This is a genomic window from Pedobacter sp. KH_004, from assembly GCF_057840755.1.
In genome coordinates this window covers 4,660,532-4,680,781 of record NZ_CM174519.1, presented here as the reverse complement: position 1 = coordinate 4,680,781, position 20,250 = coordinate 4,660,532, and the positions used below count along the sequence as shown (strand labels likewise).

Sequence of the window (20,250 nt, the reverse complement as noted above, 5' to 3'; positions counted from 1 at the left end):
CAAACCTCGTGTTTCTTTGCGAAAAACATTGTACCCTTTGCGGTTAAATAATTCTAAGGGTAACTGAAAGTCAATCCAGCTAAATACCTGCTTATTTTCCGATATGGATAATCGCCAGCACCACCCGCAGCAAACTGAACAATAATGGTGTTCGTTTTAGGATCGATATAAAGTCGCTGCCCCAACATCCCTTCAGCCGCATAATCTCCATTTTCGCCCGTTTGCGGAACCCACCACAAATAATGATGAGCAGATTTCTGCCAGCCTTTTGCCGATGCCGGTTGCTCAGCGCCTATATTTATAGATTTTTTTACCCATTCTTCTGGAAGAATCTGACTGTTGTTATATTTTCCATAATGAAGATACAGTCGACCAATTTTAGCTAAATCGATAGCGGTAACCTGAAATCTGCTTGCAGTGTTGGCTAAACCGTTAATGTGATCTAATCCGAAAGAGGCATTGTATTCAGCTCCAATTTTTCGCCAGATATTTTCTTCAAAAAACTGAGCTACAGATTTACCCGTTGCCCTTTCCAAAATCCAGCCCAATAACATGGGGTCAATACTTTTGTATTTCCAAACGGTACCAGGTTTATTTACCAGCTTCACTTTCATCAGTTCAGCTTTCATATCGTGGGTATAATAATATTTGGCTTCGTCAGAAAAAAATGCTTTCAGAACACCACCAAATGCATCCTGAAACTCCAATCCCGATTTCATATCCAATAGGTTTTTAACGGTGATATGATCAAATGCCTGATTGGATTTTAACTCCGGAAGATAATCGGTAACCTTATCGTTTAAACTTTTGATATCGCCATTGGCCAAAGCCACACCAAGCAAAACAGAAACCATACTTTTAGCGCCAGAAAATATAGAAGTTAAAGTGCTTTCACTATAACCCGCAGCATATTTCTGATAGAGAATGCTATCATTCCGAATGACGATAAATGCTTTTAATTTCCCATTCTGGAAATAATCAGCAAAAGAAAAAAACTGTTTATTGCCATCACGAACTTTCAAAGTATCAAGATCATTTCTCATTTTCGAAGCCGAAAAGAAACGAAACACCGAATCGCTTTTATGTACGATTTCTTGTGGAAAAGCCTTGTAAGTATTGGCATCGGGCGTACGATACCACAAAACCCGCATTAAATATGGATGCCAGATAAATAAACCTGCGAAAATAAGAAGTACAGTAAGAAAGAAGTAAAATAATGCCCTTTTGAAGATTTTCATCAATATAGATTCCAGAGACAAATATAAAAGATTATGCTTGTTGCCGATATTCTTTATGTGAAAAACTAGCCGCTTTCTTTTTTGGTTTATATTTCCACCGGCGGTGACTCCATAGCCAATGAGCAGGCTCCTCCCGGATAATTTCTTCCAGAAAACGGGTGTGTAATTCTGTAATTTCGAATTCTTTTGTCGTTGCTGGATTTAAGCAAAGCGGCACACAATCTACCTCATAATAGCCCCGTTTTAAAACCTTAACCTTGAAATAAAAAATGGGTTGATTGGTCTTCCGCGCAATTTTTTCGATACCAAGCTGAATAGAGGCTTGCTGGTGCAAAAAGCTTGTCCAATAATGCGATTCATCTTTTGATGGCGCTTGGTCATTTCCAAAACTGAAGATACTGGCGGTACCTTTGCTGGCTGCAAGCGCCCGCATGGTTTGGCGCATTGGTACTAACTTATTTCCAAATTGACTACGCACTTTTTTAAACCACTTATCGAAGGTTTTGTTGCTTAAAGGCTTGTAAATAGGATAATGATCTGCATAGAAATTTAAACCTATTCCTAAAGTGCCCCACTCCCAATTACCATAATGTGCTGAACATACCAAAATGCTTTCGCCTCGATCGAGATAGGCTTGTACGACTTTCTTATTTCTGAAAATGAATCGTTTTTCGATCTCTTTTTTCGAAATACTACCCATCTTAACAATTTCGAAAATAAGTGTAGACAGGTATTTGAAAAAACGTTTCTCAATATGCTCGATTTCGCTCGAATTTTTTTCCGGAAAGGCACGGATTAAGTTAGTTCTAACTACATTTTTACGGTAACCGAAAACTCGGTAAATTAGCACATAGCTCATATCAGCTAGTGTATACAATATGGGTAATGGCAGCAACGATAATACGCCTAAAAAAAATATTCCCAAATGGGAAATGCCCTTTTTAATCATATCAGATTAATTAATTCAAAAACTGAAAACACGATAAAAACTCAAAAAGATTTATGTGTTTGTCATTCTCATTGAAAGCCTAAGCCAAACTAGCAGAAATGCCTCCCTCATTCTCTAATAAACTAACTGGCTTAGGCTGTGGTTTATATTTCCATCTACGGTGGCTCCACAACCAATAAGCCGGCTCTTCCTCGATCATTTCTTCCAGTACACGAGTATGCATTTCTGTGATTTCAAATTCTTTAGTTTTATTGGGATGTAAGCAGATAGGAACACAATCCACTTCGTAGTAGCCTCTTTTCAAATAGTTGATTTTTAAATAAAATACTGGTCTATTTGTTTTCTTGGCAATTTTTTCTATGCCCAACTGAACAGAAGTTTCTTGATGTAAAAAGTGGGTCCAATAGATTGATTCGTCTTTTGCGGGCGCTTGATCACTTCCAAAAGTGAACATACTGGCTGAATTTTTACTAGCCTGAATGGCTCTCAAAGTTTGACGCATGGCTACCATTTTATTACCAAATCTACTTCGCATGGTTAAAAACCAACGGTCGAAACTTCCGCTGCTTAGCGGCTTGTAAATGGGATAGTGTTGACCCGAAAAATTTAAACCGATTGCCATACACACCCATTCATAATTGCCATAGTGCGACGAGCAAAACAGTACGCTTTCATTATTCTGAAGGTAAGCCTCGACTAAATCAGCATTTTTAAATTTTACCCGTTTACTAAGCTCCTTCTTTGAGATGCTTTTCATTTTGATGATCTCAATAAATAGCGAGGATAAAAACTTGTAATATTTCTTTTCTATGGCTTTAAGTTCCAATGCGCTTTTTTCTGGGAAAGCATTGTATAAATTCTCATTCACCACTTTTCTACGATACTTAACAACGTAAAAAATCAATACATAAAAAGCATCAGCTAATCTATACAGTAGAAATAGTGGTAAAAGAGAAAGTGCGTTTAATAAAAATATCCCCAGAAAGGATAGGCTCTTATTAATCATAAAGGGATTGATTAGTTTGGTAATGCCAGCAAAATTAAAAGGACAATGAAATCCATCTGCCATGGAAATGTTAGTTTTTTATTCTTAAAAGTTTTATGAAAAATAGCTGACAGAAAATCAATCGATTGATTAATTTATGAGGATTTCCTGATAAGAAATCTTATGAGTATCAGCTTAGGTTTTCTTAAATCAAAAAACTCACCCACTTTAAGTTTGTGCTTTCGCAAAATCGTAGTCATCCCGCTCCTCGAGGAAAGGGAAACCAAGAGCAATGGTTTGAATCCTTACCTCCATGTTGAACAACAAAAACCCCTCAAAATTAAAAAGCCCCGATTTACATCGAGGCTTTTGATTTTATAATAGCGTTAGCGAACTATCTACCGTTATTTTTACGTTGTTGCTCTGTTAAGAGGATTTTACGCAAACGCATGCTTTGCGGCGTAACTTCGATGTACTCATCAGCCTGGATATACTCCATAGATTCTTCTAAAGAGAATTTAATCGCCGGTGCAATACGAGCATTATCATCTGTACCAGAAGCACGCATATTGGTTAATGCTTTTCCTTTAACGATGTTGATCACCAAATCGTTATCGCGAATGTGCTCACCCAAAATCTGTCCTTCGTAAATATCAGTTCCTGGATCTACAAAGAAACGACCTCTATCCTGTAATTTATCAATAGAATAAGCGGTAGTTGTACCCTTATCCATAGAGATTAATACTCCATTCAAACGACCTGGAATTGCACCTTTCCAAGGCTCGTAAGCTTTGAAACGGTGTGCCATAATCGCCTCACCGGCAGTAGCCGTTAGTACGTTGTTACGTAAACCGATAATACCACGAGACGGGATTTCGAATTCTAAGTGTTGTAAATCGCCTTTTGGCTCCATAATTAACAACTCACCTTTACGCTGAGTTACCAATTCGATTACTTTACCAGCAACATCACCAGGAACATCAACAATTAATGTCTCAACCGGCTCATGTTTTTTACCATCGATTTCTTTAACGATAACCTGTGGCTGACCAACCTGTAATTCATAACCTTCACGACGCATCGTTTCGATTAATACAGATAAGTGAAGAATACCACGACCATAAACTAACCATGAATCAGCACCTTCAGTTTCAACAACTTTTAATGCCAAGTTTTTCTCCATTTCTTTCATCAAACGATCTTTGATACGTTGAGAAGTAACTAATTTACCTTCTTTACCGAAGAAAGGAGAGTTATTGATGGTGAACAACATGTTCATTGTTGGCTCATCAATGCTAATTACTGGTAATTGCTCTGGCGCCTCGAAATCAGCGATTGTGTCACCAATATCAAAACCATCAATACCTACAACTGCACAAATATCACCAGAACTAACTTCCTGAGTACGGATTTTTCCTAAACCTTCGAAAGTATAAAGTTCTTTAACTCTTGTTTTAACAATTTTGCCATCACGTTTAATTAAAGTAACTGGTTGGTTTTCTTTAATAGTCCCACGGTGAACACGACCGATTGCAATACGACCTACGAAAGACGAATAATCTAACGAAGTAATTTGCATTTGTAAAGTTCCATCGTTAATCGGTGCAGGTGGAATGTTAGCCACAACTGCATCTAACAATGCGAAAATATCTGTAGTTGGTTTCTGCCAGTCAGTACTCATCCATCCTTGTTTAGATGAACCATAAATTACCGGAAAATCTAATTGATCTTCAGTTGCCTCAAGGTTAAAGAACAATTCGAAAATTTGCTCATAAACCTCTTCCGGGCGACAGTTTTCTTTATCCACTTTGTTTACCACCACGATTGGTTTTAAACCTAACGCCAAAGCCTTTTGCGTGACGAAACGCGTTTGAGGCATTGCACCTTCAAAAGCATCGCAAAGTAAAAGTACACCATCAGCCATTTTTAATACACGCTCTACCTCACCGCCGAAATCCGCGTGACCAGGTGTATCGATAATGTTAATTTTTACGTCTTTATATTGTACTGATACGTTTTTAGATACGATAGTGATCCCACGTTCACGCTCTAAATCGTTGTTATCTAATATCAATTCTCCTTTTTGTTCGTTATCACGAAAAACAGAACAAGAGTGTAAAATTTTATCAACCAAAGTGGTTTTACCGTGGTCAACGTGAGCTATAATAGCTATATTTCTAATCTTTTGCATAAAATGCGCCTATAAATTTGGCGCAAAGATAGTGTTTAAAAATGGGAAATCTACTATACGAGCCACTATTTAATGCTATGATAATGTTGTAATTATCTCATCTTTAAATAGAAAAGCCAATGATGTAGCACTTAGGTTTGCATCAGCCCGCTGTACACTATAGTCCTCATCAAAATTCGGAGCGCCGTTGCCATTGGGTTTAAATCGCAACCCTATTCAAACTATTGATGTTTTTAAAGGAAAGTACAATCAGCCTTACTGAGCGCTCAACCATTCTGTATAAGAAATCACCCCTAATTCCGGTTTAGCATCACCTTTTAAAATCGCAATAAATTCCAAAGCATGGCCATCAGGATCATTGAAATAAACCGCGATAGCGGGCATCCATGCAAAAACCATCGGTTGGCTATCGTTAGACTTAAGGAAATTATAAGGCTGCAATCCTCTCGTTTTTAAAAAATGTACCGATTTTTCCAGTACATCTTCAACATCACATGTGAATGCAAAATGACGGATGTCAATTTCTTCTTTTGGTTTTTCCCAAATGCCCAACATCGCTTCTTTGGGTTTACCTACCCAGAAAAAAGCAATTTTGCGCTCTGGCTCGTAATGGCATTGAGTGAGTCCTAAAACATTACTGTAGAAATCGATAGATATTTCTAAGTTTTCTACATAAATATGCGTCTCAAATAGTCCTTTAATCATGTGTTGAAGGTATGGCTTTATAAAAGCTATTGAAAATCACCTTTGTTGATGTGCCTATAAGAAATATCGATATAAGAATTATGGGTTACCGAAGAATGATTTCTGGCATTAACAGTAATGAACAAAAGATTTTTAACCTACGCAGCAAGGCTAACAGTGGTATTTCTATCGCTTATAGCCTTTTATTTCCTTGCTGCTTTTATACTCTCGCGGATTACGGTAAACGGGAAGTCGGTACCGAGCAATGGCATTGCCATCTATATCATAAGCAATGGAATTCATACTGATATTGCCGTACCAGCAACGCATTTGCTAAGAGATTGGACGAAAGAAATTAAATACAATCACACTGTGCATGCAGACAGCACCTACAATTACCTCTCTTTTGGCTGGGGCGATGAAAAGTTTTATCTGGAAACCCCTGAATTTTCAGATCTTAAACTGAGCACCGGCTTGCGTGCAATTACAGGCTTAAGTACTTCAGCAATGCATACCAGCTACTATCATACTCCTGTTGAGGATCAGCATTGTAAAAAGATTATCATCAGCAACAAACAGTATCAGCAGTTAATCAACTACATTACTGCTAGCTTCCTTACCGATGACAAGGGGAACTTCATAAACATTGGTCCGGAAATCCACTATGATGAGACCGACGCTTTTTATAAAGCGAAAGGCAGTTATAGCATTTTTAAAACCTGCAACACCTGGGCGAATAGCGCATTAAAAAGCTGCGACCAAAAGGCCTGCCTATGGACAATTTTCGACACCCCAATTCTCAATAAATATCAGTAGCTTATTAAACTTCAAAAGCCCAGTCTAAAAAGGCACGCATCACGCTTTCCCAGGTAGCAACATCATGTTTGCCGCCAACTTTTTCATAGTAAAATATATTTTCAGGCCGCTTATAACCTTTCCTTAAAAGAGATTTTACTACATCAATGGTATCATCAATAGAATCGATGATTAAGTTTTTGTTCCGATCTGCTTTTTCATCTTCAGTTCCAGTCATTAACCAGAATTTCATATCAGGTTTTGTAGATGTAGAATCAATAAGTGAGTGCATTATTCGATCTGCATCTGTATAGCCTTCGGTCAAATCTTTCTTTCTCCACCAAAAAGCTCCCGAAAAAACACCTATTACATCAAAAACTGATGGGTTATTCCACGCAATATCAAAAGCTGACAAACCACCTAAAGAAAAACCGGCAAAACCAACTCTTCCGGTAATAGGCATGGCAATTTTCTTTTTCACAAAAGGCAAAAGCTCCTTAATCACAAAGTCGGTATACAAATTCGCTTTGGCACCGCGGCCTTTAAAATCAGGAACGCCTGCAACTCCATACTCCATTAATCGTTCGGTAGATGCCTTAATGGCAACAACAATTAACCTATGATTTCTTTTATTGTGATGTGCTTCTTGCAAAATTCTACTGAATTCCATCTTGGCTACATCTTGCCCATCGTTTAGCAAAAGGAGTTCTATTTTCTCATTGCCCAAAATGCCTTCAGGTGCATATATATCTATTTCAACCTCCCGCTTCAAAAAAGCAGATGGTATCTTAAAACTACTGGTATTAACTTTTACTGATAAAATTGTTGTGTACATAATATTCTAACCCCCAATCGATTGACACAGTTTGATAAAAGTACAAATGTACAAATCTTGATAAACTATCAATTAAAGGCGGCCAATTTTTACAAAATCCTTTATTTTAAAACGATTACATTCTTTTTGTTGAATTAAATTTCTATCTTAAAACATTCAATTTTATATATGATTAAAGAAGAACATAAAAAGTGGTACAGCCCAAATTTAAGTGCTGAAATCGACATGCTCATCTTTGGTCACAGTGGTATCCCTATTCTACTGTTCCCAACAAGTATGGGGCGTTATTTCGAAAACAAAGACTTCAAATTGATAGATTCTGTTGAGGGTTTTATCAATGAAGGAAAAATTAAGATTTATTGTCCTGATGGCATTGATAAATTAAGCTGGTACAACAAAAGCATCCATCCTGCAGACAGAGTAAAAAATCACATTTGGTACGACAAGTATCTACTGGAGGAAGTTGCACCTTTAGCCAGACATGAAACCGGGCACAGCAAGATCATTACTGCTGGCTGTAGTTTTGGTGGATACCATGCGGCCAATTTTGCTTTCAGACATCCCTGGCTGGTGAGCCACATGTTTAGCATGAGTGGCGCATTTGATATCAGTGGCCAATTAGACGGATTTTATAATGATGATGTTTATTTCAACAATCCGGTTGATAATTTGATGAACAACAGCAATCCTGAACTTCATTACATGAAAATTGTTTTAGGTACTACGGATAGAGATATGTGCCGGCCAGACAACGAAAGGTTATCGGGCATACTTGCACAGAAAGGCATCAATCATTGGCTTGATATCCGCCAGAATGCCGACCATGACTGGCCAATTTGGAGAGAAATGTTTCCCAATTATATTGCGCAATTATAACTGCGGCAGTCAAACAATTTAGCGATAAAAACAATTAATCAGTTATACTGATTATACACCTAAACATAAAAAGTACCAATGAAAAAAATAGGGATTTTATTTGGCCAGGAACGCTCTTTTCCTGAGGCCGTTGTAGAGAGAATTAACCAAAAAGCAGAAAAAGGCATTAGTGCCGAACCTGTTAAAATAGAAAAAATACTGCAAAATACTCCGCTGGATTATGCCGTAATTATCGACCGCATTTCCCAGGATGTTCCTTTTTACAGGGCTTCGTTAAAAAACGCAGCCATTACCGGTACCGCAGTAATTAATAATCCATTCTGGTGGAGTGCCGACGAGAAATTCTTCAATAACGCATTGGCTGAACAAATCGGAGTTCCGGTTCCTAAAACAGCTTTGATTCCATCACGTCAACACCCTACCGGGACAACTGGCGAATCTTTCTCAAACCTAACGATGCCTTTAAACTGGGATGCGATTTTCGATTACGTAGGTTTCCCGGCATATATGAAACCATATGATGGAGGCGGATGGAGAGATGTTTATAAATTACATGATAAAGAAGATTTCTTTGATAAACACAGTGGAACTGAGCAATTGGTGATGCTTTTGCAAGAAGAAATCATTTTCGATGAGTATTTCAGATGTTATTGCATCGGCGGAAAACATGTTCGCATCATGCAGTACGAACCTCGCAACCCACATCATTTGCGATATGCTGTTGATGGAAAAAAACCAGATCCAAAATTGTTAAAAACCGTAGAAGAATACACATTGAAATTGTGCCAATATTTAGGTTACGATTTTAATACAGTAGAATTTGCGGTACGTGATGGTGTGCCTATCGCTATCGATTTTTGCAATCCAGCACCTGATGCTGACATCAAAAGTGTTGGACAGGAAAACTTTGATTGGGTAGTAGAAACCACTGCTAATTATGCAATCGAAAGAGCAAAAGCGCAAAAACCTGGTCAGGATAATTTAACCTGGGGCGAATACATTAAAACTTCTGTTGCTGGAAAACCATTAATGGCAAAAGCAGCTGCTAAACCTGTGGTGCCAAAAGCAGAGGCACCGGCAGCAAAAATAGAGAAAGTAAAAGCTGAAAAAGCGCCTGCCAAACCAAAAGCTGAGCCTAAAACTGAAGCAAAACCTGTGGCTAAGAAAAAACCAATAAAATAACCGGGATTATATAACCAAATATTACTAGGATGAACGAATTTACGCTGGGCATAGAGGAAGAATACATGGTAGTTGATCCCGTTACCAGGGAACTTACCTCGCATGACCAAAAAATCGTAGAAGCCGCCCAAAAAATACATAAAGACCAGGTTAAGGCAGAAATGCACCAGGCTGTGGTCGAGGTTGGAACAGGCATTTGCAAAACAACGGAAGAAGCCCGTAAAGAAATTTCTCAATTGAGATACACGGTTTCTCAGCTTGCCGGCGAGCAGGGTTTAAGAATCGGCGCAGCTGGTACTCACCCATTTTCCCACTGGGAAAAACAATTAATCACAGAACATCCTCGTTATAATGAAATTGTAAATGAGCTGCAGGAAGCAGCTCGCTCCAATCTAATTTTTGGCTTACACGTTCACGTCGGTTTTCAATCTCGCGAGCTCGCTATTCATATTGCAAATCAGGTCAGGTATTTCCTGCCTCACGTATTTGCTCTGTCAACAAATTCTCCTTTTTGGGAATCTAGGAATACAGGCTACAAATCTTTTAGAACGAAGATCTTTGATAAGTTTCCACGAACAGGTATTCCTGATATTTTCAATAGCATTGAAGATTATGATAACTACGTAAAGCTCCTGATTAAAACCAATTGCATGGATAACGCCAAGAAAATTTGGTGGGACATCCGCGTACATCCTTTCTTTGATACAGTTGAATTTCGCATTTGCGATTGTCCGATGTTGATTGATGAAACAATGGCTTTTACGGCATTATTTCAGGCTTTATGTGCCAAACTGTATAAACTTCGTTTGCAAAACATGGAATTTATCAGCTATTCCAGAGCCTTAATTAACGAAAACAAATGGCGTGCTGCCCGTTATGGAATCGACGGAAATTTAATCGACTTTGGCAAAGAAATGGAGGTAAACTGCCGCAACCTCGTGCTTGAGTTACTTGATTTTGTTGATGATGTGGTGGACGATTTAGGTTGCAGAAACGATTTGGAATACGTTCATAAAATACTTGAGCATGGCACAGGTGCAGACAGACAGTTGGCAGTTTACCAACAAACCGGTAACTTTGAATCGGTGGTAGACTATATTACTACTCAAACACTTATAGGCGCAAAGTAATTTTAAAATGGATAAAAGAGAGTTAAAGGTCGCCGTTATTGACATGAATAACGGCGCACCTAATCAAGGTATGCGGGGTATTCAGGAAATTTTATCCCGACTCAGAAACGACAACAACATTAACCTTTCTTTTGATATTTTCGATTTAAGACAGAAAGGTGAAATACCAGGTATTGAATACGATGCCTACGTCTCGAGCGGTGGTCCGGGTAGCCCAATTGAAAGTAAGGGTGAAAAATGGGAAAACGATTTTTTTAACCTATTAGATCATATTGAAGCTTTTAACGCATCGAACGATGAACAAAAAAAATATGCTTTTTTAATTTGTCATTCTTTCCAACTGGCTTGTAGAAAGTTCGGCTTGGGAAATGTAACGGAAAGGCGATCGAATGCTTTCGGAATTTTCCCCATTACTTTAACTGAAGATGGCGAACAAGATGAAATTTTCAGTGGCATCACGAATCCTTTTTTCTCAGTCGACAGTAGAGATTGGCAGGTAATAGAGCCAGATTTCGCTGCTTTTGAGGCTAAAGGTGCTAAACTGCTGGCCATAGAGAAAGAACGTAAACACGTAGATTTGGAAAGATGCATGATGTCAATCCGCTTTTCTAATGAAATTATCGGTACTCAATTTCACCCTGAGGCAGACCCTGTTGGAATGAAAATGTACTTGCTACAAGATGAAAAGAAGAAAGCCATTATCGATTTACATGGTGAGCCGAAATATTTGGACATGCTTAACAGCCTTGATGATCCTGCCAGAATTGTATTAACCCAAAGCATTATCCTTCCTAATTTCCTAAAAAAAGCGATTGGGAATCTTCAGGGGGCGTAGCTCCGAACCCCTAACGGGGCTAAGACAGGTAATCCGTGGTCATTTCGAGGTACGAGGCAACCTCTCTTCTAAATAGATTGCTTAGTGCCTCGCAATGATGATATTATTAAAAGAATAACATTATGATACCAGCTCAACGCCGAAAATATAACGAACAGTTTACCGAAGAAAAATACAAAAACTTCATTAACGATCTGGAAAACAACTATTTCCAAATTCCTTTCCGTGTTGCTGAAACGCCAATTTTTGTACCCAAAGCATTAAAAGAAAAGCTGATTGCGGCAGGTAAAGAAATCATTGATCTCATAAAACAGCCGAACTTTAAGGCGTTAACGCAAAAATCGATTCCTGCAGATTGGAATGTTCCGAATGAGAATGCCCAGCCTCATTTTTTAACTTTTGATTTCGGAATCTGTAAAAATGAAGCTGGAGAATTAACCCCTATGCTAATCGAAATGCAAGGCTTCCCATCACTTTATGGCTTTCAGATTCATTTGGCAAACACCTTCAGAACGTGTTTTGACATCGATAATTCCGTAAATCATTTCTTAAATGGTTTTGATGAAGAAAAATATATCAGCCTTTTAAAAGAAGTAATTATAGGGAATCACCAATCACATGAAGTGGCTTTGATGGATGTTGATGCTCCAAACCAAAAAACAGCTATTGATTTTTTCGTAACTCAAAAAATGCTCGGCATAAAAATACTGGCTTTAGAGGATATCACGAAAAAGGGTAAACAATTATTTTACGAAGAAAATGGCCAGCAAATCCAATTGAAACGGATTTATAACAGGTTAATATTCGATGAAGTAGCTGGCAATACTGAAATCTTTAAAAACAGTTTCGACCCGAGGGAAGAGCTCGACATAGAGTGGGTGACGCACCCAAACTGGTTTTACAGAATAAGCAAGTATACCATGCCATTTTTAAAAAGCGAGTTTGTTCCTGAAACCCGTTTTTTAAATGAGCTTTCTGCAATACCAACTGACCTGGAAAATTATGTTCTAAAGCCACTTTTCTCTTTTGCGGGTATGGGGGTGATTATAGATGTTACCAAAGCTGATATTAATAAGATCTCTGATCCGGAAAATTGGATCTTACAAAGAAAAGTTACTTACGAACCCGCAGTTCAATCGCCGGATGGCGGTGTAAAGGCCGAAATTAGAATGATGTATTTGTGGCCTGATGGTGGCGAACCACAGCTTTGCACGAATTTAGGCCGGTTAAGCAAGGGAAAAATGATTGGTGTTCGTTACAATAAAGATTTTGACTGGGTTGGCGGAACAGTTGGTCTTATGGAAGAATAACCTTTTTACATTAACCTGAGTTCGAAATAGCAAAATCAGCTTATATTTGTTTTATGAATACTCAAACGATTTTAGTCTTTCTACTTTTTGCGGTTGCATTGGTGTATGTTGGCCGTTTGGTTTATAAATCTTTACAGGTTAAAAAAGATGGATGTGGTGGTAATTGCAAGTGTGGCGTAGATTTTTCTGACATTAAGCCTGCGAAAAAGTAAGTTCAGCCGTTATGATTGATCAGTTTAAAAATTACCTCAAAGAAAAAATTCAAATAACTGATGAACAATTCGACAGTATTTCTACTGGTTTAAAAATAAAAAAATTCGAAAAAAGCGAAATCGTTCAATACACCGGCGACATCACGAAACACGGCTTTTTTGTTTGTAAAGGTCTGCTTCGTGCTTACTCCATCGATGCAAAAGGCAAAGAGCACATTCTTCAATTTGCACCCGAAAACTGGTTGATATCCGATCGCAATAGCATGAACAATGAAGCATCTGTTTTTTTTATAGATGCCATTGAAGCGACAGAGGTAGTGATAATGCCAAACGACTTTATGGAACAAGCCGCTATACAAGTTCCTTGTTTGCAGCCCATGCACACAAGATTGCTCAATAATTCTATCCGGTTTATGCAAAAAAGGATTAATATGCTTTTAAGTGCACCCGCTGAAGAACGTTACCTTGATTTTATAAAACTTTATCCAAACCTTACGCTCCGCGTTCCCCAATGGATGATTGCATCCTACCTGGGAATTACTCCAGAATCTTTAAGCCGTGTAAGAAAAGAACTGGCCAATAAACACTTCAGGCCATCATAGAAATTTTGAGTGTTGAGTTTTAAATGAGAGAATGCCAAAATTGTAAATATTCTTAATTCAATCACTCCCTAATCCTTTCGAATAAATCTATGTTTCTCTAATTCACTCATTTAATTAACATACATCAATTTCTATTTCACGCCCTTGCTGTAATTTTGTAGTGTAAATATTAAACACCTCAAAAAACAAAACGATATGGCAACTACTAAATGGACATTAGATCCAACACACAGTGAATTACAATTTAAAGTAAAACACTTAATGATTACTACCGTTACAGGTAGCTTAAAATCTTTCTCAGCTGAATTAACTTCAGAGGGCGACGAATTTGAAAACAGCGAAATCTCTTTTAAAGGCGATATTGATTCGTTAGATACAGGAAATACAGATCGTGATAACCACTTAAAAAGTGGCGATTTCTTTGATGCTGAAAAGTTTGCACACATCGAATTTCAATCTACTTCAGTAGAGAAAGATGGCGGCGATTATATTGTTAAAGGCGACTTAACCATTAAAGGTGAAACTAAACCTGTAAAATTAACTGCTGAATTTGGAGGTATTGCAACTGACCCATGGGGAAATACTAAGGCTGGTTTTACCTTGAGCGGAAAAATCAACCGTTCTGATTTCGGTTTAACCTGGAATGCTGCACTGGAAACGGGGGGCGTTATGGTGAGTGAAGAAGTACGCCTTCTTGGAGAATTGCAGTTTGTAAAACAAGCTTAAGTGTATAGGCGTTTGGTGTTAAGCGTTCAAATCGCTTACCTCCAAACGCTAAACAAAATCTCCAAGTATGGAAACTAAACAAATAGCCAATATTCTAAAAGCACCTGCACCACACATGGTTGGAGATGGATTTAGAGTGCATAATTTTTTCCCGGGCGGTTATGAAATTGATATGAGTCCTTTTTTCTTAATGGATTATGGCTCTAAAATTGAATTCTCTGCCAGGAAAGAACCTCGGGGCGTTGGCATACATCCGCATCGTGGTTTTGAAACAGTTACTATTGCTTACCATGGAGCAGTTGCTCATCATGACAGTGCGGGCCATAGCGGCGTTATTTATCCCGGAGATGTGCAATGGATGACGGCAGCAAGTGGAATTCTTCATAAAGAATATCACGAAGAGAACTACAGCTTAGCGGGCGGCCCTTTTCAAATGGTCCAACTTTGGGTTAATCTTCCGGCAAAATTCAAAATGAATAAGCCAAACTATCAGGCTATTCAGCAAAGTAAAATGGCCCATTATCATCTAAGCGATGATGGGGGAAAAATTGAAATCATTGCAGGAAGCTATCATGGAATTAAGGGCAACGCCAGTACTTTCACACCTATAGAATTGTACAATGCAAGGTTAAACAAAGGCGGAAAAACCGAATTTAGTTTTCAGGCAAACTTCAACACCGGATTTATGGTGATTGAGGGTTCAATTCAGGTAGATAATAATGAAATCGTTTCTGCCGATAATTTCATCTACTTCAAAAATGAAGGAGAAGAAATTAAAATTGAAGCGCTTGAAAATTCCGTTGTATTGATTTTAAGCGGTGAACCAATTGATGAGCCAATTGTTCAATATGGTCCATTCTTGATGAACACGGAGGCTGAGATTACTCAGGCAATTTCAGACTACAACCAAGGCAGATTTGGTTATTTAGAAGAATAATACAGGTTTATAATTTATATTTTGAGCCGGCTTTTTTATAAAAATTGCCGGCTTTTTTTTGTACCTACCTAAGTACTTAGCCCTGATTAAAGCGGTATCTCCCCGGTCCTTTCTTCATCGGGAATATAGCGTAAAAGCAGGAGGAACATTAAGAAATGTTGCAGGCATTGCTCTCCAAATCATTTTCATACAATCTTCATATTCGTTAGTGACATTTGATTATTAAATCAGAAGAAAAATGTCCGGAAAACAAATATTTCAAACTGAGAACAAAAGGCGCTGGAATACTTTTACCTGGGTTAGCCGATCGTTTTTTTTAGTTTTCATCATCGCAATTGTGTGCGTTGCGTTTACTTTATCGTCGGTTCAGGCGCCAAAATTGCCTTTTATCAATACCAATACGCCGCTTACGGCTAGGCAGCTAGATAAATTAAAAAAATCGCAACGATACAAAGCTTTCTCTATAGCGAAAACGAAGCTGCAAAAAATAAAAAAGGACCGGGAGAATAGAGCGCTTCATAAACGTGGCAACCACAAACGCATTAACATGGCTTTTTATGTGAGTTGGGCAGGTACAAAAAACGAATCCATATCAGACCTTAAGCGAAATATTGGCCATCTGGATATGGTTGCTACAGAATCTTTTTTCCTAAATGGCGATTCTATTGTTGACAAGGCCGACACTGCCGCACTGAAAGTTATTCACGACAGTAAAAAATCAGCAATTGCCGTGCTTTCTAACTTTAATAAAGACCATTGGGATGGCAACGCTGTAAAACGATTATTGAATGATCTACCTGCTCAACAAAAGTTGATTTCTAACTTAATCTCTATCGTTCAAAAATATGGATACAAAGGAATAAATGTTGATTTTGAAGAATTGAATCTTGAAAACAGCAATAGTTTCAATTCCTTTATGAAAAATCTGTACAATCAATTTCATGCAAAAAAACTCATTGTATCTCAAGATATTTCTCCTGAAAATGATGATTATCAACCCGATATTTTGCAGAAATACAATGATTACATTGTGATTATGGCTTATGATCAGCATACAGATTTAAGCAATTCCGGCGATGTATCAAACCAGGAATGGGTAGAAGAAAAGCTTGATAATATTTGCACTAAGGTTGATGCGGATAAAGTAATCTTAGCGTTGGCTTGTTATGGTTATGACTGGCCAAAAAATAGCGTTGGCAAATCTGTAACCTATGAAGAAGCGATCACTTCTGCTGTTAATTACAAAAGTACAGTAACCTACAATCCTTCCTCCGCAAATTTGAATTACAGTTTTAAAGATGGAAGCGGCATTCAACATGATGTATATTTTACAGATGCGGCTACGTATTTTAACATCATACGCAAAGCCGATGATTGGGGAATCGCAGGTATTGCCTTGTGGCGTTTAGGATCAGAAGATAAAAGGTTATGGTCTTTCATTTCTGAAGACTTGAGCTTGAGTGCTTTAGAGAAAAAGCCATTTGATCTACGCAAGATATCCACTTTGAACATGACTGGCGTCTCTTACATTGGCGACGGAGAAATATTGGATTTGGTTTCTACGCCCAAACCTGGTGCCGTTCAGTTTACGCTTGATAAAACTGATTTCAGCATCGCAAACCAAAAGTACATTCGCTTGCCAGAAAAATATGTGATTAAACGGTTTGGAGAAGCCGACAAAAAAATTGCGCTTACATTCGATGATGGTCCTGATCCGGTTTACACGCCACAGGTTCTTCAAATTTTAAAGCAAGAAAAAGTGCCCGGTTGTTTCTTTGTTGTAGGCATCATGGCCGAAAAAAACATGGAATTGTTGAGGAGAGAATATGATGAAGGTTATGAAATCGGAAACCATACCTTTTTTCATCCTGATATGTCAGCCATTGGCCCTCGAAGGGTAAAATTTGAGCTTAATGCCACAAGAAGATTGATTGAGGCCGTTACTGGCCATAGCACCATTTTATTTCGTGCACCTTTCAATGCAGATGCCGAGCCGCAAAATATATCAGAAATTTTGCCTGTGGCGCAAAGTCGTAAAGAAAACTACATAAACATTGGTGAGTATATCGACCCTGAAGATTGGGAGCCTGGCAAAACAGCAGATCAGATCTTCAACGAGGTGGTAAAACAAAAAGATAACGGAAACATCCTGCTTTTACATGATGCTGGCGGGAACCGCGAAGCAACCGTTGCAGCCTTGCCACGAATTATCAGATTTTTCAAATCTCAGGGTTATACTTTCATCACCGTTGGCGATTTAATGGGCAAAAAAAGAACAGAGCTGATGCCTGCTGTAAATTCTGAAGCCAATAGCGGATTTACCGGATCGGGAGACTATTTTTTCATAAACTTCTTTTATTACGGAAATATCATCTTGAACGCCATATTTTCAGTAGCTATTGTTTTGGCCATTTTAAGGACGATTTTTATTGCCTACCTGGCAATTAAACAACGTAAACTGGCTAAAATAAATGCGGCGGAGCTTGTTCAAAATCCTAACCAAATGGTAAGTATTATTATTCCGGCTTACAATGAGGAGATCACGGCTGTACAAACCATCCAAAGTCTGCTGAAAATTGATTATCCGAATTTCGAATTGATTTTTGTGGATGATGGATCGAAAGACAACACCTTCCAGGTTATCAATGCCCGCTTCGGCAAACATGCCCAGGTTAAAGTTTTTAAAAAAGAAAATGGCGGCAAAGCTTCTGCGCTGAATTATGGAATTGCCAGAGCCAATGCTGAGTTTATCATTTGTATTGATGCCGACACGCAACTGAAAGCAAATGCAGTAACAGAACTGATGCGTTATTTCTATGGGGAAGACATTGCTGCTGTTGCCGGCACGGTTAAGGTTGGAAATACGCGAAACCTCATCACCAGATGGCAATCGATAGAGTATATCACGTCGCAAAACATGGATCGCAGAGCCTTCGATTTATTGAATACGATAACAGTTGTGCCTGGTGCTATTGGAGCATTTAGAAAAGCGGTAGTGTTAGAGGTTGGTGGTTTCACCATCGATACGCTTGCTGAAGACTGCGATTTAACGATGCGGATTTTAAGAGCAGGGCATAAAGTGAAAAACTGTGATTTAGCCATAGCTTATACCGAAGCACCAGAAACTGTAAATATGCTTTTAAAGCAACGTTTTCGTTGGAGCTTTGGGGTGATGCAAAGTTTTTGGAAAAATCGCAAAACACTATTAAATAGAAAATATGGCTATTTCGGAATGATAGGCATGCCTAATATTCTAATCTATCAAATCATTCTGCCCCTGTTTTCCCCTCTGGCAGATTTGTTTATGCTGATTTCATTGGTAAGTGGCCTGTTTTCTTTAAGCACCATTAACAATTTAACGTTAACAGGTTTCTCCGAAATTTTAAGCCTACACAATGGTTTTGGTCAAGTATTGTTTTATTATTTGATCTTCATTTTTGTTGATATAATTTTTGCAGCCATTGCATTTAAAATGGAAAAAGAGAAGCTAAAAAACCTGATTTACCTTGTTCCTCAACGATTTTTTTGGCGGCAGCTGATGTACCTGGTTCTTTTTAAATCAATAAGAAAAGCCATTAAAGGAGAGCTGGAATCCTGGGGAACGCTAAAACGAACAGGAAATGTGAAGGAAGCTGTTGCTTGATGCAATGAACAATCAATTTGATAAATTTCCAATTGATTTTATTGTCTTCATAAAACGTTCCTACGGAACGAATTTCAACACGAGCCGGATTTCGTGGTTTGGTATCCGCAAAAAATATTACCCATGATTATAACCCTGAAATTAGTTCTTTGTGATAAAGATTATAGAATAGGTGCCATATCTGTGCTACATCTGAGCTCACAACCTAATAACACTGTTCGTTTTGCTGAATTTATTTCAGCACCTTTCATGCTAAATGCTAGAAGAAATGGTTGTCAGTTCCGTAGGGACGGATCCTGGGTAGACGAAAGATTATATTTTTCAATTTCGTTCCCTCGGAACGTTTCATGATCTTCATTTGAATTAATCAAAGCGGCAATTCGTTTTATTTGATAGATCAATTAGGAAACCATCGCTCAGCAACTAGGTTAGCCAGAACTTTTGCAATAAAGTGTTGGCGCCTTGCAACCCTTGGAAATGAATACTATTGCTGCTTTTTAGCCCCAGTTGAAGCATTACCCGGCAGCGAGGAAGCATGACGAGCGAAGCCTGCCTACCGCAGGCAGGCGTAAAAGCGCAAAACGGGAACAAATTTTGTGTTTTGAACTGGCTTTGGGCTTCAAAATATTTATTTGAATTTATACTTTCTCGATTAAACAAACGGCATAGGCCACAACGCCTTCTTCCCTACCCACAAAACCCATTGTTTCATTTGTGGTCGCTTTAATCGAAATATCTTCTGTACTAATCCCAATAGCCTTGGCAATATTTTCTTGCATGGTGGGTATGTGAGGATTAATTTTTGGAGCCTCCAAACAAAGCATGGAATCAATGTTTCCCACTTGCCAGCCTTTATCGGCTAATAATTTAACTGTTTCTTTTAGTAGGATAATACTGCTTATCCCCTTCCAGCGATCATCGGTATTTTTAAAATGAAAACCAATATCACCAAGGTTGGCAGCACCTAATAAAGCATCGCAAATGGCGTGAAGCAAAACATCGGCATCCGAATGGCCAAAAGCACCTTTATGATGATCTAATGTTACACCGCCAACTACAAAAGGGTGCTGATCTTTTAGTTGATGTACATCGAAGCCAAAGCCTACTTTAATTTTCATTG

General features: G+C 38.3%; 18 protein-coding genes. 11 read left to right on the top strand and 7 right to left on the bottom strand.

Annotated features, from left to right (window positions below):
• Nucleotides 1–53: 53 nt before the first annotated feature.
• The 5 genes from AC3ITD_RS20170 to AC3ITD_RS20150 form a co-directional block, all read right to left on the bottom strand.
• A complete protein-coding gene (locus AC3ITD_RS20170; RefSeq protein ID WP_489362447.1) occupies nt 54–1,238 on the bottom strand; it encodes a serine hydrolase domain-containing protein in 1,185 nt (394 codons plus the stop codon).
• A 31-nt stretch (nt 1,239–1,269) separates the two neighbouring features.
• Nucleotides 1,270–2,187: a lysophospholipid acyltransferase family protein gene (locus tag AC3ITD_RS20165; protein WP_489362445.1), complete on the bottom strand. Its 918-nt coding sequence runs from the start codon at nt 2,185–2,187 to the stop codon at nt 1,270–1,272.
• Nucleotides 2,188–2,266: 79 nt separating this feature from the next.
• Nucleotides 2,267–3,256 carry a lysophospholipid acyltransferase family protein gene (locus tag AC3ITD_RS20160; protein WP_265797392.1) on the bottom strand — a complete coding sequence of 330 codons (990 nt, stop codon included), beginning with the start codon at nt 3,254–3,256 and terminating at the stop codon, nt 2,267–2,269.
• Between the two features lie 310 nt (nt 3,257–3,566).
• Entirely contained in the window at nt 3,567–5,363 is a 1,797-nt protein-coding gene (typA, locus tag AC3ITD_RS20155) for a translational GTPase TypA (protein ID WP_056850801.1), read from the bottom strand.
• Between the two features lie 255 nt (nt 5,364–5,618).
• On the bottom strand, nt 5,619–6,068 hold the full coding sequence (locus tag AC3ITD_RS20150) for a VOC family protein (protein WP_489362442.1): 450 nt from the start codon (nt 6,066–6,068) through the stop codon (nt 5,619–5,621).
• 117 nt (nt 6,069–6,185) lie between these two features.
• Here AC3ITD_RS20150 and AC3ITD_RS20145 point away from each other — a divergent pair, with 117 nt between their 5' ends.
• Nucleotides 6,186–6,863 carry a TIGR02117 family protein gene (locus tag AC3ITD_RS20145; RefSeq protein ID WP_265797390.1) on the top strand — a complete coding sequence of 226 codons (678 nt, stop codon included), beginning with the start codon at nt 6,186–6,188 and terminating at the stop codon, nt 6,861–6,863.
• 4 nt (nt 6,864–6,867) lie between these two features.
• Here the strand turns inward: AC3ITD_RS20145 and AC3ITD_RS20140 are convergent, their stop codons facing one another.
• Entirely contained in the window at nt 6,868–7,677 is an 810-nt protein-coding gene (locus AC3ITD_RS20140; RefSeq protein WP_489362440.1) for an alpha/beta hydrolase, read from the bottom strand.
• 168 nt (nt 7,678–7,845) lie between these two features.
• On the opposite strand from AC3ITD_RS20140, the gene AC3ITD_RS20135 reads away from it, so the two are divergent.
• The 10 genes from AC3ITD_RS20135 (at nt 7,846) to AC3ITD_RS20090 (ending at nt 19,130) form a co-directional block, all read left to right on the top strand.
• Entirely contained in the window at nt 7,846–8,553 is a 708-nt protein-coding gene (locus AC3ITD_RS20135) for an esterase family protein (protein ID WP_265797388.1), read from the top strand.
• 78 nt (nt 8,554–8,631) lie between these two features.
• Nucleotides 8,632–9,735, top strand: coding sequence for a hypothetical protein (locus tag AC3ITD_RS20130; RefSeq protein WP_489362437.1), 1,104 nt, complete (start codon nt 8,632–8,634; stop codon nt 9,733–9,735).
• Nucleotides 9,736–9,764: 29 nt separating this feature from the next.
• A complete protein-coding gene (locus AC3ITD_RS20125) occupies nt 9,765–10,865 on the top strand; it encodes a carboxylate-amine ligase (protein ID WP_056850795.1) in 1,101 nt (366 codons plus the stop codon).
• 7 nt (nt 10,866–10,872) lie between these two features.
• A complete protein-coding gene (locus AC3ITD_RS20120; RefSeq protein WP_489362435.1) occupies nt 10,873–11,700 on the top strand; it encodes a type 1 glutamine amidotransferase in 828 nt (275 codons plus the stop codon).
• A gap of 122 nt (nt 11,701–11,822) precedes the next feature.
• The gene (locus tag AC3ITD_RS20115; protein ID WP_489362433.1) at nt 11,823–13,010 is read left to right on the top strand and encodes a hypothetical protein; all 1,188 of its coding nucleotides are present in this window, start codon (nt 11,823–11,825) and stop codon (nt 13,008–13,010) included.
• Between the two features lie 53 nt (nt 13,011–13,063).
• Nucleotides 13,064–13,222 carry a FeoB-associated Cys-rich membrane protein gene (locus tag AC3ITD_RS20110; RefSeq protein WP_082455068.1) on the top strand — a complete coding sequence of 53 codons (159 nt, stop codon included), beginning with the start codon at nt 13,064–13,066 and terminating at the stop codon, nt 13,220–13,222.
• An 11-nt stretch (nt 13,223–13,233) separates the two neighbouring features.
• Complete coding sequence (locus tag AC3ITD_RS20105) at nt 13,234–13,824, top strand: Crp/Fnr family transcriptional regulator (protein ID WP_265797383.1); 591 nt, start codon at nt 13,234–13,236, stop codon at nt 13,822–13,824.
• A gap of 195 nt (nt 13,825–14,019) precedes the next feature.
• On the top strand, nt 14,020–14,550 hold the full coding sequence (locus AC3ITD_RS20100) for a YceI family protein (protein ID WP_265797382.1): 531 nt from the start codon (nt 14,020–14,022) through the stop codon (nt 14,548–14,550).
• Between the two features lie 67 nt (nt 14,551–14,617).
• Nucleotides 14,618–15,487 carry a pirin family protein gene (locus AC3ITD_RS20095; RefSeq protein ID WP_489362430.1) on the top strand — a complete coding sequence of 290 codons (870 nt, stop codon included), beginning with the start codon at nt 14,618–14,620 and terminating at the stop codon, nt 15,485–15,487.
• Nucleotides 15,488–15,725: 238 nt separating this feature from the next.
• Complete coding sequence (locus tag AC3ITD_RS20090) at nt 15,726–19,130, top strand: trifunctional glycoside hydrolase family 18/polysaccharide deacetylase/glycosyltransferase family 2 protein (RefSeq protein WP_489362428.1); 3,405 nt, start codon at nt 15,726–15,728, stop codon at nt 19,128–19,130.
• Nucleotides 19,131–19,768: 638 nt separating this feature from the next.
• Here AC3ITD_RS20090 and ispF read toward each other — a convergent pair.
• Nucleotides 19,769–20,248 (bottom strand): 2-C-methyl-D-erythritol 2,4-cyclodiphosphate synthase, encoded by a 480-nt coding sequence (ispF, locus tag AC3ITD_RS20085; RefSeq protein ID WP_489362426.1) that lies wholly within the window; start codon nt 20,246–20,248, stop codon nt 19,769–19,771.
• Between the last annotated feature and the right edge of the window lie 2 nt (nt 20,249–20,250).